General features: G+C 58.1%; 15 protein-coding genes. 11 read left to right on the forward strand and 4 right to left on the reverse strand.

What is annotated here, in order from left to right; genetic code table 11:
- Window positions 1-68: 68 nt before the first annotated feature.
- Window positions 69-497: a DoxX family protein gene (locus AADJ11_RS15545; protein ID WP_341235424.1), complete on the reverse strand. Its 429-nt coding sequence runs from the start codon at window positions 495-497 to the stop codon at window positions 69-71.
- 126 nt (window positions 498-623) lie between these two features.
- Between AADJ11_RS15545 and AADJ11_RS15550 the strand changes: the two genes are divergently transcribed.
- The gene (locus tag AADJ11_RS15550) at window positions 624-1,520 is read left to right on the forward strand and encodes a LysR family transcriptional regulator (protein ID WP_341235425.1); all 897 of its coding nucleotides are present in this window, start codon (window positions 624-626) and stop codon (window positions 1,518-1,520) included.
- Between the two features lie 55 nt (window positions 1,521-1,575).
- On the opposite strand, the gene AADJ11_RS15555 is transcribed toward AADJ11_RS15550, so the two are convergent.
- Together AADJ11_RS15555 and AADJ11_RS15560 are read right to left on the reverse strand one after the other, a co-directional pair.
- A complete protein-coding gene (locus AADJ11_RS15555; RefSeq protein ID WP_341235426.1) occupies window positions 1,576-3,339 on the reverse strand; it encodes a histidine kinase N-terminal 7TM domain-containing protein in 1,764 nt (587 codons plus the stop codon).
- Window positions 3,340-3,749: 410 nt separating this feature from the next.
- On the reverse strand, window positions 3,750-4,607 hold the full coding sequence (locus tag AADJ11_RS15560) for a helix-turn-helix domain-containing protein (protein ID WP_341235427.1): 858 nt from the start codon (window positions 4,605-4,607) through the stop codon (window positions 3,750-3,752).
- Between the two features lie 190 nt (window positions 4,608-4,797).
- Between AADJ11_RS15560 and AADJ11_RS15565 the strand changes: the two genes are divergently transcribed.
- From AADJ11_RS15565 to AADJ11_RS15605, 9 genes are all read left to right on the forward strand, one after another.
- Window positions 4,798-6,036: an amino acid ABC transporter substrate-binding protein gene (locus AADJ11_RS15565; RefSeq protein ID WP_341235428.1), complete on the forward strand. Its 1,239-nt coding sequence runs from the start codon at window positions 4,798-4,800 to the stop codon at window positions 6,034-6,036.
- Between the two features lie 82 nt (window positions 6,037-6,118).
- Entirely contained in the window at window positions 6,119-6,982 is an 864-nt protein-coding gene (locus AADJ11_RS15570) for a branched-chain amino acid ABC transporter permease (RefSeq protein WP_341235429.1), read from the forward strand.
- Window positions 6,983-6,984: 2 nt separating this feature from the next.
- Window positions 6,985-7,899 (forward strand): branched-chain amino acid ABC transporter permease, encoded by a 915-nt coding sequence (locus AADJ11_RS15575; RefSeq protein WP_341235430.1) that lies wholly within the window; start codon window positions 6,985-6,987, stop codon window positions 7,897-7,899.
- On the forward strand, window positions 7,896-8,624 hold the full coding sequence (locus AADJ11_RS15580; protein WP_341235431.1) for an ABC transporter ATP-binding protein: 729 nt from the start codon (window positions 7,896-7,898) through the stop codon (window positions 8,622-8,624). Before AADJ11_RS15575 ends, AADJ11_RS15580 begins: the two co-directional genes overlap by 4 nt.
- A complete protein-coding gene (locus AADJ11_RS15585; protein ID WP_341235432.1) occupies window positions 8,617-9,327 on the forward strand; it encodes an ABC transporter ATP-binding protein in 711 nt (236 codons plus the stop codon). Before AADJ11_RS15580 ends, AADJ11_RS15585 begins: the two co-directional genes overlap by 8 nt.
- Window positions 9,328-9,338: 11 nt before the next feature.
- Window positions 9,339-10,790: an aldehyde dehydrogenase gene (locus AADJ11_RS15590; protein WP_341235433.1), complete on the forward strand. Its 1,452-nt coding sequence runs from the start codon at window positions 9,339-9,341 to the stop codon at window positions 10,788-10,790.
- A gap of 11 nt (window positions 10,791-10,801) precedes the next feature.
- Window positions 10,802-11,569 carry an SDR family oxidoreductase gene (locus AADJ11_RS15595; protein ID WP_341235434.1) on the forward strand — a complete coding sequence of 256 codons (768 nt, stop codon included), beginning with the start codon at window positions 10,802-10,804 and terminating at the stop codon, window positions 11,567-11,569.
- A 30-nt stretch (window positions 11,570-11,599) separates the two neighbouring features.
- Window positions 11,600-13,330 (forward strand): thiamine pyrophosphate-requiring protein, encoded by a 1,731-nt coding sequence (locus AADJ11_RS15600; protein WP_341235435.1) that lies wholly within the window; start codon window positions 11,600-11,602, stop codon window positions 13,328-13,330.
- 266 nt (window positions 13,331-13,596) lie between these two features.
- The gene (locus AADJ11_RS15605; RefSeq protein ID WP_341235436.1) at window positions 13,597-15,579 is read left to right on the forward strand and encodes a TonB-dependent receptor; all 1,983 of its coding nucleotides are present in this window, start codon (window positions 13,597-13,599) and stop codon (window positions 15,577-15,579) included.
- A gap of 91 nt (window positions 15,580-15,670) precedes the next feature.
- Here the strand turns inward: AADJ11_RS15605 and AADJ11_RS15610 are convergent, their stop codons facing one another.
- A complete protein-coding gene (locus tag AADJ11_RS15610) occupies window positions 15,671-15,958 on the reverse strand; it encodes a DUF2218 domain-containing protein (RefSeq protein ID WP_341235437.1) in 288 nt (95 codons plus the stop codon).
- 92 nt (window positions 15,959-16,050) lie between these two features.
- On the opposite strand from AADJ11_RS15610, the gene AADJ11_RS15615 reads away from it, so the two are divergent.
- On the forward strand, window positions 16,051-16,941 hold the full coding sequence (locus tag AADJ11_RS15615) for a siderophore ABC transporter substrate-binding protein (protein WP_341235438.1): 891 nt from the start codon (window positions 16,051-16,053) through the stop codon (window positions 16,939-16,941).
- The last annotated feature ends 3 nt before the right edge of the window (window positions 16,942-16,944 follow it).

Consider the following 16,944-nt stretch of genomic DNA (forward strand, 5'->3'; position numbering starts at 1 on the left):
CTCGGATAAAGGGCGCTTTTGTGGTGCCGCGCCCCGACGAAACATGCCGGGGCGCAGCGCGGGATCAATCAGCCGCGCGGTGTGATGGGGGCTTTGTTGGTACGGCCCCAGATCACGAGAACGGCAAGCGCGAACAGGATCACGTTCATCGGCAACACTTCGAATTCGCCGCGGACGCTGTGCAGGCCAAAGGCGAAGACCATGATCACGGCCAAGCCAAGCGCCGCCAGTTTGGTAAGGCGCGGCATAATGCGTGTGGCGGCTGGCAGGATAAGGCCAATCGCGCCCAATACTTCGGCCAGACCGATAAAGCGGATCAGGGCCACAGGCGTGTTTTCGGCCCAAAGCATCCCCATTGCAACCAATTCAGCCGGTGCTGTGGTCAGTTTCATAAACCCGGCCATCAAGAACATCGCGGCCAGGGCCGCCTGCGCAACCCAAAGGCCGATGTTCCAGCCTTTGCTGGGCGCTGTCATCTTTGCATCAATCGAAGCCATATCTTTCTACTTTCCTAAAGCCGCCCAAGCGGCGGTACATGTGTTGATGGTCGCATAACTAAACGTTTTCTTTCAGATAATCATTGGTGTATTATTTGATGAACCATTAACTGTGGGTTGATAATCATGGACACCCTTCTGAGCCTGCGCGTGCTGGCCGAAGTCGCAGAGCACAAAAGCTTTTCCGTCGCGGCCGACCGGCTGGGGCTATCGCCCGCCATGACCAGCAAACATGTGCAGCATATCGAGGCGCGGGTGGGTGCGCGGTTGCTGAACCGCAACAGCCGCAATGTCAGCCTGACCGAAGCCGGGGCAAAGTACCTGTTGACCGTCCGCCCCATGCTAGAAGGGTTGGACGAAGCCGAAGCACAGCTAACGACAGACACCCTATCCCCCCAAGGCAGGCTGCGCATTTCGATCCCCATATGGATGTGTACCCCCGCCTTTGCAGCGGTGCTGGCCGCCTATCATAGGGCGAACCCCCATGTGATCCTTGATTTGGACCTCAGCGGTCGCAAGACCAACATGGTAGAAGAAGGTATCGATTTGGCGCTGCGGGTTGCGTTTAAACTGGATGAGGGGCTTATCGCGCGCAAGCTGACCGGAATTACATTCAAACTGGTCGCATCGCCCGATTTTCTGGATCAGTTCACCCGCCCGCAAACACCGGAGGACCTGACGGACGCACCCCTTTTGGCCTATTCTCAGGTCGCGGCGGACGGACGTCTGCGTTTTGGCGGTGAAAACGGCATGGATGTGAAAATGGCACCCATGATGGTCAGCGGCAATGAAAGCCTGCTCCATCTTTGCGCCACTGCCGGCATGGGCTTTGCCATGTTACCCGACTGGTTGACCCGCACGGACCTTGAGGCCGGACGACTAGAGGTGGTGCTGCCACAGATCGACTGGCCCACGCTGCAAATGCACGCTATCTATGCCGATCGCAGCTATATGCCGGCCAAAATGCGCAGCTTTCTGGATTTTCTGGCTGGCCCTGACGGGTTGGCGTCCGCTTGGCGGTAAAACGGGCGCTTTTGGACCTCTATTTCAGGACAGTGCTTCGGGCACCCATGCCGTTTCAGCCCGCCAATTGCGCAGGTTCGACATCGGCTTCGTCCACCAGCTGAAATTCAACATGGAAGGTCGACCCCACACCGACCTCGCTGTCATAAAAAACATCCCCCGACATCTGCTGCGCAAGTTTCTTTGAAATATGCAGACCAAGCCCCGACCCTTGCGTCGACGATTGCCCGCCATTTTTGACCTGTTCGAAATGGCCGAAAACCTGGCTTTCCATGCCGTCGGGGATACCGCGGCCTGAATCCTTGATCGACAACCTGGCGCGCCCGTTCTCGATCCTCAACGCGCCTTCAACCACGCCATTCTCCTTGGAGAATTTGATGGCGTTGGAAACGAGGTTATCGACGATCTGGCGCAAGGCAAAAGCGTCCCCGACAATGACGGCTGAATCGTCATTCTTCGCGGTGACAAAGCGCACGCCGCGCGTTGATGCGAACATCTTGTTTTCCTCAAGGCTCTCGTCCAGCAGATCGGCAAGGTCCACGTGTTTTTCATCCAAGGGCAAGGCGCCGATGTCGATCTTTTGCGCCAGCAGGATATTATCCACCAACCGCGACAGCCGCACGCCATTGCGGTGGGCGATCTCAAGCAGGGATTTCATAGGGGCGGACACATCGCCGAAACGGTCGCTTAGCGCCAGCGCCAAGCCCCCGGTAAGCGAGGTCAGCGGCGTTCGCATCTCGTGACTGACCACCGAAATAAACTCGTCCTTACCCTCATTTGCCTCATCCGCCGCTTCCAGGGCCTTCTCTAGCGCCGCGCTGATGGCCATACGGTCGGTGATGTCGACGAAAGTAACGCTCCAGCCAAGGATGCCACTGGTGGGATCAAGCGGGCTCGCGACTTCCTGAATTCTTGGCTCATAGAAGCGTTCGCCGATCTGAAGGTTTTCGACTTCTGCCGAGACATTCGAACGTTCGATGTTCTTTAGCACGTCGTTCAGCAGTTGCCCTGCCCCGTCATGCAATCCGCTGCGTTTCGCCGCCGTGTTCATCTGAACAATGTTGTAGGTTCTATCGACCAAAACGACAGGTTCGGTCATCGTGTCAAACAGGATCGACGGCCCCACGGTGGCCATATCCAGCGTTTTGTTCATCACAAGCAATGAGCTAAAGGCGATGACGGCAAAGATGAACATAAAGGCTGTGGGATCGAGGCCGAAAATTGTGAAGCCCAACGTGATATAAGCCACATTTGTCGCCAGCGGCGTCAGCGTCACCGCGACCAATGTGCCCAGCAGCGGCCAAGCGGAGTATTCCGACCGGAAAAACCCCCGCAAAAGACACCACAGGGTTGCAAGCACGAAGGAATACATCGTCGCAATGATCGCGTAAAAACCCGGCCCGTGGACATAAGTAACGTGATCCTGCCCCGGCAACATCCGTGTCGCTTCATCATAGACAAGGTGATGCCACTGGTTTGTCGCAGCAAAGGTAAAGACAGAGATTGTGACGACGAGGGGGACCAAATAATACTGGGGTTTTCTGATCCAAGCCGCGTTATCGACATAGCCAAAAACAAAGAAACACCAGGCAACCGGAACGGTCGCATTGCCTAACCACGCCAATACGGCCAGTTGGAACTGACATTCAAAATCGTCAGAGGCAGCTTCGGCACCGACAACGACCAGCGTCCAGATCAAAGCGACAAAAGCCATTGCATAATAAGGCTTTGCGCTAAATCTTTGGAATTTTAACATCCACACCATGACAAATGCAGCCACGGCACCGACACCAAGAACCCCCAAGAAAATCGGGTTCATTAGTATTCCATCAAAGCATGTCATCATCGTTTTTGCCTAAACCTCAACTTTTCAGGCGATAAAAATCACGCGGTTATGGTCAAACTTTGACCTAAGCAAGACGATAGCGACCCGCTTGTGTAGAAACCGTTTCAAGTAATCGCCCTACCAACCTTCGTTAACATAGGTCAGTGCGATTAGCCAAGTTGGAGGTGTTAAAAATTTCTATTTAAAGTTGTTAGTCAAATATATATGTTCGGCGGAGCCTAACCCATTCTTAACTATGGCGCAATTGTGTCATTTGCCTTTGGTAAAGTTCTCATAATTGCGCTTCCATAGCTGGCCAGCGGCCCCTTTCAGAGGTGGCAAAGCTAGACGCTAAAATGGGTGTCACGGCGCTGTGAAAGATATTGAAATCCAACCATTTCGTCTCATGGCCATTCCGCAAATGACACCTCTTCCGACCGCGACCGCCAGATCGGCGTAAAGGTGCGTCTGAACTGGCTTGGCGCGAGCTTTTCATGACGGCGGAAAAATCGCGTGAAATAGGCGGCGTCGTCAAAACCCAGCTTATAGCCGATTTCAGCCACCTGAAGATTGGTCGTCACCAACAGCGCCTTGGCTTCCTCGACCAATCTACGTTGAATATGCTGATGCGGGGGGATGCCAATGGCGCGGCGCACTGCTTCATTCAACCGGTCGCGCGAGACACCGATACGCGACGCATATTCGCCAACCGTCCAGTGGTTTTGCAAATGAAGCTCTACCAGATTGAAGAAGTTATCCGAAATGCGGTGCGGCGGCGGCGCTGTGGCCTGAAGCGGCGGCGCGGCAGCGCGCCAGATTTCGATCAGCAGCAGCGACACGCAATGCAGTAATACCGTCTCGGCCCCCGGCTCCATATCGTGGGTTTCGGTTTCGACCTTATTAAACAGCCCCACAAGGGATTCCATCATCGGCTTGGGCAGCTCTGACAGGAAAATACGGCGGCTGACCACTTGACGCACATGGGCCGAGATTAAATCGGTCGGCAAGGCGCGGCCCAGAATGCGTTCGGGAATACGGATCAGAAACCCCCTTGTGCCTGCCGCCAGCGTGATGCGCGTGGACCACCCCGTTGGGGCCCAAATGATGCAGGGGCCGATCACGTCACGCTCGATCTCATCCGATACAAACACCCCCTGCCCCGAGACCAGCAACATAAAGGTCGCGCGCCCGCCCGACGTGGCGAATTCCGTATTGGTCAGGGCGCTTTTGATGCGCTCTGCTTGGATGGTTTGACGTTCCAAAATCGATGACTTCCTAGATCGGGCGGGTATTTTCCCGTCAAAAGTACCATTGTTCCCTCAAATTGTCTATTATCCTTGGCCCTCACTGCGCCTACCCTTGCCACACGCACCGCGTGGGAGAAGCGCGGAATCGGGGGGGAGGACGGTCGATCAGACTGTAAAAACCCCGTGACATATTGGGAGGAATACCATGAAGAGTTCGTTTGAGGGGGCCGTTCGCGCGGCCCGCCACCTTACCACATGTGCCGTTGCGGCACTTGCCATTACAGCAGGCGCGACCAGTGCCGTCGCGCAAGACCGCGACAAGGTTACCATCGGTTACGCCATTTCGAAGTCAGGCCCCAACGCGGGCGGCGCGGACATGACGGTCACGCCCAACTACGAGCTGTGGATCGCAGAAGTGAACGCGGCTGGTGGTCTTAAAATGCCAGATGGCAGCCAGTTGCCGATCGAAGTGGTCGCCTATGACGACCGGTCATCCGCCGAAGAAGTCGTGCGCGCGGTTGAGCGTTTGGCGACACAAGACAAGGTGGATTTCATTCTGCCGCCTTGGGGCACAGGCTTTAACCTTGCCGTCGCACCTTTGATGGCCAAATTCGGCTATCCGCATCTTGCCGGTGCAGCCGTGACCGACAAAGCGTCTGATTTTGTCAAACGTTGGGATACCAGCTTTTGGTTCATGGGCGGCAGCGCCGATTACGTATCGGCCTTTACCGACATCCTAGTGGCCGAACGCGAGGCCGGGCGCATCAATGACAAGATCGCCATGATCTCTGTCGCTGATGGTTTCGGCATCGATCTGGTCAAGGCCGCGCGCCCCAGCTTTGAAGCGGCGGGTTTTGACATCGCTTATGACAAAACCTTCCCCCCTCAGACATCGGATTTCGCCACAATCGTCGGCGAAGCATCCAATTCCGAGGCGGACACCTTTGTGGCCTTTACCTATCCGCCGCACACCTTTGCCCTGACAAAGCAGGCCAAAGTGGCCAGCTTTAACCCGCCTGTGTTCTATCTGGGTGTGGGCGCAGGTTTCCCGATCTATCCAAAGATCGCCGGTGGATCTGTCGAAGGCACCATGAGCCTTGGCGGTATCGACCCGAACAACAAGCTGAACGCGGAGTATCGCAACAAACACCAAGAAGTCGTTGGCCGCGCACCTGATTACTGGGGTTCCGTGCTGATCTACGCATCGCTTCAGATTTTGGAACAGGCGATTGAACGTGTAGGCTTGGACAAAGCCGCCGTGGCCGAAGAGATTTCGACAGGAACCTTCTCGACCGTGCTGGGTGCGCAAACGCGCCTTGAGAACAACCAACTGCGTGCGATCAACTGGGTTGGTCAATGGCAGGACGGCCAGTTCGTTGCAGTGTCCAAAGACGGCGGCAACGGCACGGCTGCGGTCAAACTGCCCAAGCCCGACTGGGAATAAACCCCGGTCTTAGCTGACAAAAACTAAGCTGAAGGCGGCGGGATGTCTCGCCGCCTGGCTTTCAAACAAAACTGGACAACTCATGCTTGAACACGTCATCAACGGGCTCGTGCTCGGTGGCACCTATGCGCTTGTCGCGATGGGGCTGACCATGCAGTACGGGATCGCAAGGATCATGAACCTCAGCTTCGGGGATACGATCATTGCTGCCTGTTTCGCTACCTACGTTCTATTCTCGACCTTCGGGATCAACCCCATCGCGGCGCTCTTGATCGTCTTGCCAGCCAGCTATGCGCTGAGCCTTGGCATCTACCGCGTGATGATGAAACCGCTGGTCGCCCGCGCCCCTGACGAAGGGGCCCTCGAGGTGGACAGCATCCTTTTGACCTTTGGTCTGTTGTTCGTGATCCAAGGTATTCTTTTGATGATCTTTGGAGGCGGCTACTTCAGCTACAGCTTTCTGAACACACCGGTTAACGTGCTGGGCACGGTGGTGGCAGGCAACAGATTGCTAGCCCTCGTCCTAAGCCTTTTGATCGGTGCCGCGCTGGTCGTGGTCTTGTACCGCACCCGCTGGGGCATGATCCTGCGCGCCGTGGCACTGGCCCCCAAAAGCGCACCACTGTTTGGCATCGACACCGACCGCGCCGCACGCACCGCCTTTGCAATCGGCGGCACGATGGCGGCCACGGGGGGCGTTGTCGTATCAATGTTCCAGACCTTCACCGCAACGGCAGGTGTGGTTTTCACCATGAAAGCACTGATCGTCGTCATTCTGGGCGGCAAGGGCAGCATTCCCGGCGCAATCGCTGCAGGGCTGCTCTTGGGTCTGGTTGAGACCTTTGTCGCCGCCTATGTCGATCCCGGTCTGACCTTGGCAGCGGTCTATACCGTGTTTCTTTTGCTCCTTTTGGTGCGGCCCAATGGCCTGTTTGGAAAGGCATAAAGATGAAAACTTCTTCTGCATTTATCTTGGCGGCTGCTGTGCTTGCCGTGCTTGCCTCAGCGCCGTTTTTCCTGCCTGACTACTGGACGGGCGTGTTGCTTGGCATGACCGGCTACGTGACGCTGGCCACCGCTTGGGCGCTGTTCTCGGGCCCTACGCGCTATGTGTCGCTGGCCACGGTCGCCTTTTTCGGGGTCGGTGCCTATACGGTTGCCGTCCTGAACGAGGTCATGCCCTACCCGCTGGTGCTGGTATGCGCGGCAGGCATCGGCATGATCATGGCCTTGGTCGTGGGTCTGTCGACCTTGCGCCTTGCGGGCGTCTATTTCGTGATCTTCACCTTTGGCCTTGCCGAACTGGTGCGCCAAACCGTCAGCTGGTGGGAGGTCAACATCACCTACACTATGGGCCGTTACGTGTTCTTGCCGTTCGAGGGCCGCCATATCTATTGGCAGCTGCTTGCCTTGGCGGCGGTGACGTTCCTGATCTCGTGGGGCATCGGACGTTCGCGCATCGGGCTAGCGCTCAAGGCGCTTGGCGATGACGAAACTGTGGCCGCCCATGCGGGTGTCGACGTCACGCGGATCAAGCTGTTCCTCTTCGTGATCTCCTCAACCATCATCACCCTTGTTGGTGCCATTCAGGCACCCCGCTGGACCTATATCGAGCCGTCAATTGTCTTTAACCCAACGGTCAGCTTCATGACGCTGATCATGGCATTGTTAGGGGGCGCGATGCGGCTTTGGGGGCCACTGGTGGGCGCTGTGCCTTTGTTTCTGCTCTTTGAATGGCTTTCTGGCCGCTTTCCCGATCACTTCTCGATCATCCTTGGGCTGTTGTTCATTCTCATCGTTTTTGTCATGCCGAACGGCGTTTTGGCCAAAATCGATGATTTGCGGAAAGGAAACCGGACATGAGCGCGCAGCTTGAAATCAAGAACCTGCACAAACGCTTTGGCGGGCTGGTTGCGGTCAATAACGTGTCATTTGATCTAAGCCCCGGCGAGGTGGTTGGCCTTTTGGGGCCGAACGGGTCCGGCAAGACCACGGTGATGAACATGATCTCGGGCGCGTTGCCCTGCGACGGTGGAACCGTGCGCATAAACGGCACCGACATCACCAAGATGAAACCACATAAGGTGGCCAAACAAGGCGTCGCGCGGACATTCCAGCTTGTGCGTCCCCTGCCCACCCTGAACGTGGCTGAAAATGTGCTGCTGTCGCTGGCTTATGGCAAAAAGCGTCACTGGGGCCGCGAGGCGCGCGACCTTGTCGAAGAAAAGCTGGCCTTTGTCGGGCTGGCCGGACGTGGCGACGAAAAGGTCAGCAACCTAACCTACATTGACCAAAAACGGATGGAGATGGCGCGCGCGCTCGCCTCTGAACCTGATCTGCTGTTGCTCGATGAATGGCTTGCGGGGTTAAACCCGTCCGAGCTGCGCATCGGCATCGATCTGGTGCAGCATTTGCAAGGCCAAGGCATGACCATCTTGCTGGTTGAACATATTATGGAAGCGGTGCGCGCGCTTTGTTCGCGCTGCATCGTGATGAGCGCGGGCGAGGTGATTGCCGAAGGGCCAAGTGCGCAAGTGCTGCAAGACCCCGCCGTGATCAAAGCCTATCTGGGGGACGACCATGCTTGAGCTTAAGAATATGACCGTCCGCTACGGCAAACATCTGGCCGTCGATAACGTCAGCTTTTCCGTCTCCAAAGGCGAGGTCGTCGTTGTGCTTGGGGCCAATGGTGCCGGTAAATCGACAATGCTGAAAGCGGTGGCAGGCATGGTGCCCGTCGCGTCTGGATCAGTCACGCTTGACGGCGAGACGCTGACCGGTGTGCCCGCCCATCAGGTGACGAACAAAGGCATCGCGCTGGTCCCCGAAGGGCGCGGCGTGGTGGGCCGTATGACGGTCGAAGAAAACCTGCGCCTTGGCGCGACGCCGCCCCGTGCACGCGCCTTTGAGGAAGACACGATTGCGCAGGTCTTTGACATCTTTCCACGGTTGAAAGAACGGCGCGGGCAATTCGTTCACACCATGTCGGGTGGCGAACAGCAGATGGTTGCCATCGGCCGCGCGATGATGTCGAAACCGGACTTTCTATTGCTGGACGAACCGAGCCTCGGCCTCGCCCCGATCATTGTGGGGGATATGTTCAAGGCCCTCGCACGGGTGCGCGAAACCGGCGTCGGTCTTTTGATCGTCGAGCAAAATGTGAAAATCAGCCTGCGTCACGCGGATCGCGGCTATCTGCTAGAGGCGGGGCGCATCACCGGCTCTGGCACTTCGGATGAACTAATGAACGACGCGGCTGTCAGACACGCCTTTTTGGGCGGCGATATATAATGGAGAACAACATGAGCGTTTTGGACCTTTTGATCGAGGGTGAAAAAGTAAAAGCCACAGGTGGCCGCACCTTTACCCGTAACAACCCCTTAACCGGCGAGGTGGCAACCGAGGCCGCAGCCGCCACCGTCGAGGATGCCAACCGCGCCGCCGATGCCGCCGCACGTGCCTTTCCCGAATGGTCCAACACCGGCCCCGCAGAGCGGCGTCGCCTGCTGCTGGCCGCCGCAGATAACCTCGAAGCGCGGGGGGGCGACATTGCCAAGGCGATGGCGGACGAATTGGGTGCCACAGCGGCTTGGGCCGGTTTCAACGTGATGCTGTCGGCAGGCATGCTGCGCGAGGCCGCGTCGATGACCACCATGATCAAAGGCGAGGTCATCCCGTCGAACCGACCCGGTTCGCTGGCCATGGCAATCCGCCAGCCCGCCGGTGTGGTTCTGTCGATGGCACCATGGAATGCGCCTGTGATCCTTGGCGTACGGTCCATCGCGATGCCGCTGGCCTGTGGCAATACCGTCGTGATGAAATCGTCCGAACTGTCGCCGCGCACCCATGCGCTGATCGTCGAGGCGATACAGGAAGCAGGCTTTCCCAAGGGTGTGCTGAATGTGTTGTCCAACGCGCCAGAAGATGCCAGCCAGATTGTCGAAGCGTTGATCGCCCATTCCGCCGTGCGCCGCGTGAATTTCACCGGCTCCACCCGCGTTGGCCGGATCATTGCCAAGCTCGCCGCCGAGAACCTGAAACCCGCCCTGCTAGAGCTGGGCGGCAAGGCCCCGATGATCGTCTTGGATGACGCCGATCTGGATGCCGCCGTCGCCGCCGCCGCCTTTGGTGCCTATATGAACCAAGGGCAGATTTGCATGTCCACTGAACGGCTGGTGGTGCACGAAGCCATCGCCGACGCCTTTGTTGAGAAGCTCGCCGCGAAGGTGCGCAGCTTGACCGTCGGCGACCCGCGTGAAGGCAATACCGCATTGGGCTGTGTGGTCGATATTGGTGCCGTGAACCGGGTGATGTCATTGGTACGGGACGCCGAAGAAAAAGGCGCGAAAATCGTCGCTGGCGGCCATGCCGAGGGCGTGCTGATGGAGGCAACGTTGATCGACGGTGTCACGCCATCGATGCGGATTTACACCGAAGAAAGCTTTGGCCCCACCGCGTCCGTCGTCCGGGTCAGCAGCATTGACGAGGCCGTGCGCGTGGCCAACGACACCGAATACGGCCTGTCGGCAAGCATCTTTGGCCGCGATACCGTGCGCGCGATGAATGTGGCCAGGCGGATCGAAAGCGGCATTTGCCACATCAACGGGCCGACCGTGCATGACGAGGCACAGATGCCCTTTGGCGGGGTAAAAGATTCCGGTTACGGCCGCTTTGGCGGGGTTGCCGCGATCGAAGAATTCACCACGCTGCGCTGGATCACGATCCAAGACGGCCAACCGCATTACCCGATCTGATGCTACATCCGATGTTCAATCTTGAGGGGAAGGTCTGCGTCATCACAGGTGGCGCAGGATCTTTGGGGATGGCCGCGGCCCGGCTGTTGCACGAACAAGGCGCGCGTCTGGCGTTGATCGACCTTGATCTGCCAGCGTTGGAAACCGTGGCGCAGGCCGCCTTTGGCGCTGTCCCTGCTGAGGTGTTGTGCCTTGCCGCAGATGTGTCGGACGAAACCCAAGTGCGCGCGGCAATCGCGCGCACGGTCGAACATTTCGGCGGCATTGACGTGCTGTTCTCCAACGCGGGCAACTTTGGCACGGTGGCACCGATTGACGACTACCCGACCGAGGTTTTTGACAGCGTGCTTGCCGTGCATGTGCGGGGCGCGTTTTTGATGTCGAAATACGCAGTGCCGCATATGGCCAAAGGCAGCAGCATCGTGTTCACGTCTAGCGTCGCTGCCACACGCGGTGATCCGGGCGTCTATGCCTATATCACCGCGAAACATGCGTTAACGGGGTTGATGCGGGTTCTGTCAAAAGACCTCGCCCCGCGCGGTATCCGGGTGAATGCGATTGCCCCCGGCCCGATTGGAAACGATTTTCAGCAGCGGGTCGAAGACGGGCTGGGTGCAGAGATCGGCCGCGACGGGACCGAGTTCTTTAATGAAATGATCCCCATGGGGCGTCACGGCACGGCGCAGGAAATCGCGGCCTCCGTGCTCTATCTCGCCTCGGCGCAGTCGGGATTTACTACGGGTCATTTGTTGATGGCGGATGGCGGCATGTCGGTGTGATTATGTACGGATGGATGAAGGGATAAACAGATGAGCGAACTTGGCTCCATCACGGCGGGCGGCGCGATCTTTGGCAAGCTCAAGGCGCTTGGCGTCGACTATGTTTTCACCAATTCCGGCACGGATTTCCCGCCCATCATCGAAGGGCTGGTCGAAGCGCGCCGCGCAGGCATCGACCTGCCGGTACCCGTGACGGTCCCCCATGAACATGCGGCGGTGTCGATGGCGCATGGCTATTGGCAAATCACAGGCCGGCCACAGGCGGTTTTGCTCCACACCAATGTGGGTCTGGCGAACGGGGCCACGGCCTCGATCAACGCGTGGTGCGATCAGGTGCCGATGATCCTCATGTCGGGCCGCACGCCCGTGACCGAACATTCCCGCTTTGGCGCGCGCACGGTGCCCATTGGCTGGGGACAGGAAATGTTCGATCAGGAATCGCTGATCCGCGAAACGACCAAATGGAATTACGAACTGCGCTTTGCCGACCAGATTTCAGAGCTGATGGACCGCGCCTGGGCCATCGCCAATTCGACACCGAAAGGCCCCGTTTACCTCAGCCTCCCACGCGAGGTTCTGTGCGACCCCTGCCCCAATGCGGGGCTGGACGCGCCATCACGCATGGCACCTGTAATTACGGCCCCCGATCCCGACAGTTTGGCGCGGGCGGCCTGTGCGCTGATGAAGGCCGAAAACCCGCTGATCATCGCGCAGCGTGGCGCAGGGGGCGCGGCTGGTTTCGCGGCCCTTCAGGCGCTTTGCTATCAATACGCCCTGCCCCTGTCGCATTACTGGTCAAACCAATTGGCGATCCCGCTGTCGCACCCGATGCAGGTCGGCGCGGACCCTACCCCGTGGTTAGAGCAAGCCGACGTTGTTTTGGTGCTGGATGCCCTTGCCCCGTGGTTCCCGGACAAGGTCACCCTGCGCGATGATGTGACCATGATCCAAGCCGGGCCAGACCCGCTGTTTTCGCGCACGCCGGTGCGCAATTTCCCTGCGGCGCTGACCTTGGCCGGACCGGTCAAGACGGTGATCAAAGGGCTGGCGCATAAGATGGCCGTTCTAACACCTGACGACGCCAAGATAAGCGCGCGCCGTGATCGCATCACAGCAGCGTCCGACAAGACACGGACGCAGGTGGTGGACCACGCAAAAGCAGGCTGTGCCGCGCCGATGAGCAAAGACTGGGTCAGCCATTGCCTTGGGCAGGTGATCAAGTCGCAAACCGCAAACGGACGCCGCGCCACCGTTTTTCACGAACTGGGCTGCCCGCTGTCGCCGCTTGATCTGGAACAGCCAGACAGCTATTTTCAAGAGCCGCATTCCGGCGGCCTTGGCTGGGGTTTGCCTGCCGCGATTGGCGCGCAGATGGCCGACCCGGACCGTCTGATTTTCGCCACCATGGGGGATGGCAGCTATATGTTTGCCAACCCCACGGCCTGCCATCTGGTGGCCGAGGCCCATGAGCTGCCTGTCATCATTCTGGTGCTCAATAACGAGGAATGGGGGGCCGTGCGCCATTCGGTCGAGGGGCTTTATCCCGACGGTGCCGCGCGCGCCGCCAATGAGGTGCCGCTGACGTCGCTGCGCCCCAGCCCGGATTTCACCCAAACGGCCAGTGCCAGCCGCGCCTATACCGAGACTGTGACCGATGGCGCAGACCTGCCTGCCGCCCTTGATCGTGCGGTTTCGGTGGCCATAAACGAGCGTCGGCAAGTGCTGCTGAACATCGCCATTGCGCGCACGGCACCGCATTAAACCTAAAGGATTCGCAGGCCTCGTTGGCCCAACGCTAGGGCGCTCTAAAAGCCGAGTATAAATTCGCCCAAATACCCTTTAGGTTGCAAGTCTTACTGCATCAACTTTGCACTATAACCCCATATTTTATTAGATGAATTACCAATTCAAACAAATGTATTACCCACCTCTTGATATTCCTTACTAAATCTATAAGGAATCTGCCAAGCGGCGATGGGACGATCCCCCGTGGCTTGTTAACGAAAGACTTTCCTAGGGGAATTGGGATGAACAAAACACATGCGTTTGCTTGTCTGGCTATGGGTCTGGTGCCCGCAGCCGGCCTTGCTCAGAGTAACGAAGACGGGGCATTTTTGGGGACAATCGTTTTGTCGATGCCGACAGTGCCCGGACTTGAAGAGGATGCGATCTCGGTCACCAGCGAAGGCATTGCGCTTAGCAACCCTGCCGACCTGTCCGAGCTTTTCGTCGCCGAACCGACCATCGCCGTCGGCAGCTCAATCCCCATGTCCCAAAAAGTCTATGTAAACGGGATCGAAGAAAACAACCTTGCGATTTCCATCGACGGCGCGCGTCAGAACAACAAAGTTTTCCACCACAACACAACCACGTTGATCGACCCCGCCCTGCTCAAGGCGATCCGCATCGACCCCGGCGTGGCACCTGCGGATGCCGGACCGGGCGCTCTTGGTGGTGCTTTGGCCTATGAGACGAAGGATGCTTCCGATCTTCTTGAGCCGGGTCAGACATCCGGTGGGATGTACAAGTTCGAATATGACAGCAACGGCGACATCTTCTCGAACAACATCACGATGTTCGGGCGCAACGGCAATTTCGAATATCTTGGTTTCCTCAAGGCTGCCGATGGTGGCCTGCGCGAAGACGGCAATGGCACAGATATCCGCGGGTCCGGCACGGGCCTTGTCAGTGGGCTTGGCAAGGTCGCCTATGAGACGGAAGCCGGCGAGCGGGTCGAGTTTTCTTATGAGCGCGTCATCGACGATGAAACCCGCCCCTACCGCGCCAATATCGGGCTCATCACCGCAGGGCGGCCCCTTCCGGCAGAACGCCCCTATGAGCTGGACCGTACAAACGTGGTGCTTAGCTATAGCGACACGACACCCACAGCCATGTGGGACCCGACGATCCGGATCGCCTATAGCGCTACGGAATTGTTCAATGACGAAAGCAATCTTTCGACAAACACGACCACGCGCGGCCAAACGAAAAGCCTGAACGGCGAGATTTCAAACCGCTTTAAACTGGGTTGGGGCGAGCTTAACGCCGGTCTCGACTTCTATGACGACGAAGGCGATCTTGAATACCGCGTACTGGCAAGCACAGCACCTGTCACCCCTACGGTGGAAAAGCTGCGCAACATCGGTCTCTTTGCCCAAGCCCGGATGGAACCGAGCGACCGGTCGCGCCTTTCCTTTGGGGGTCGTGCTGATTTCCAAGACTTCGAAGGCACAAACGGCTCCAAGCAATCGGAATCCGGCCTGTCGGGCAACATTTCCGGTGAATTTGACGTCACGGATCAATTCACAGTCAGCGCGGGCTATTCCCACGTCTGGGGTGGTTTGGAACTGGCCGAGAATTACATTCTCAACGCCAACTGGACCTATCCTGCCGAAGGGATCACACCAACCACCGCCGACAGCACCTACATTGCTGCCAACTACACGATCGGTTCTTGGATCATCGACGGCAAGATCTTTGCCACCGATATCGACGATGCCCGCGCGGCCCAATGGCGTAACGGGCCTGCGTTGTCGGTGGACGTGCAGTCGCGTGGTTTTGAACTGGGTCTCGGCACCGCATGGGAGGATGGTTTCTTTCGCGCCGGATTTGCGCGGGTCGATACAGAAATCAACGGACGCCCGTCGGATTCCTACACGGGCAACTACCTGACCATGCCTTTGGGTGATTTCCTGACCTTCCAAGTTGCACACCGTCTGAACAACGGTCTGCTGTTGGGCGGCGACGTACAGGTGGCGTTTGATTACGACAACACCTACGATTCCGATACCGGCACCCAAGGGCCCGAGATTGACGGCTATGCAGTTGCCAATGCCTTTATGGAATATTCCCCCAAACAACGGGAAAACCTGACCCTGCGGGCAGAGGTGAACAATATCTTTAACGAGGCATATGTGAGCCGCGCCACCTACGGGCAGGAATTCGGCACCGTCGAGTCACTGTACGAGCCGGGTCGTTCCATCCGCCTAAGCGCCGAGTTGGTTTTCTGATCACTCAGTAAAAAAGGGCCGGAGGCAACTCCGGCTCGAACCCGGCGCGTCGCAAGATGCGCCGGGTTCTACTGTTCTTGGGGACGGTCCTTTATTCGGTCGTCCACGTCATGTTTTTGTCTGTTTCGCGAAAGGCGAATTTTTCCAGATGCCGGTCAATCACATTATGAACAATGGCGACTTCCTCGGGGTCTTTCACGGTGCAGGTGACCGTCAGCCCGTCGGTGTCGGCGGTCATATGCGCGGTGCCCATCACGAACGCGACCCAGCCCTTTTCCGCATCGAACGAGGTCTCGACCTTGTGCCCGAAATGTTTGCACAGCTGTTGCAGATATTTCGACCCGTTTTCAGTCCGGTAATGTCCTGTGGTTGTTGGCATCTTGCGCACTCCAGTTGTAAATTGCCCCCAATGCCTAACCGCGCCTGCTCCGTTCGTAAACCCGCCTCATCTGTCACACAAGGACACCCTGTATGCTTAGGATAATCAGCCTACTGGCCCTTCTCTTTGCCCTTCCCGCCAACGCGCAAACCGTCACGGTGCAAAGCTTTTCAGGCCCCGCCGAGGTGCCCGTATCGCCACAAAAAATCGCTGTGTTCGATCTGGCAGCTTTTGACAGCCTTGATGCGTTGGGTGTGCGCCCGCAGGGGTTGGTACGTCCGGTTTATCTCTCATATCTCGAAGACGCTGCCGCCCCCACCGAACCGGTCGGATCGCTGTTTGAGCCGGATTTCGAAGCCCTGTTCGCCATGGCACCCGATCTGATCATCGCCGGTGGGCGCAGTTCGGAACATCTGGCGGATCTGGCGCGGATCGCACCGACGCTGGATATGACCATCTGGGCTGATACCGTCGAGGACGGGCTGGCCCGATTGGCCGCCTATGGCACGATCTTTGAAAAAGAGGCCGAAGCCGACGCGCTAACGCAGGCCTTTCGCGCCAAGCTTGCCCAGACGAAATCCGCCCTTTCAACCAAGGGCCGCGCGTTGATCGTGATGACCAATGGCCCCAAGATCAGCGCCTATGGTGCCGGCGGTCGGTTTGGCTGGCTGCACGCGGCGCTGGACCTGCCCGAAGCGGTGGAACGCGTGGAAACCACCACCCACGGCGAGGCGATCAGCTTTGAATTCATCCGGCAGGCCGACCCCGACATTCTTTTCGTGATCGACCGCATGGCGGCAATCGGACAGGAAAGCGAAGGTGCCCAAGCCACGCTGGACAACGCATTGGTGCATGAAACGACCGCGTGGAAAACCGGCCAGGTGGTCCATCTCAGCGCGGCACCGATCTATATCGCCGGGGGTGGCATACAGTCGATGACCCTGACCCTCGACGAAATCCTCGCCGCGTTGGCAGACCAGTAGAAT

Source organism: uncultured Sulfitobacter sp., from assembly GCF_964021855.1.
Taxonomy (GTDB): Bacteria; Pseudomonadota; Alphaproteobacteria; order Rhodobacterales; family Rhodobacteraceae; genus Sulfitobacter.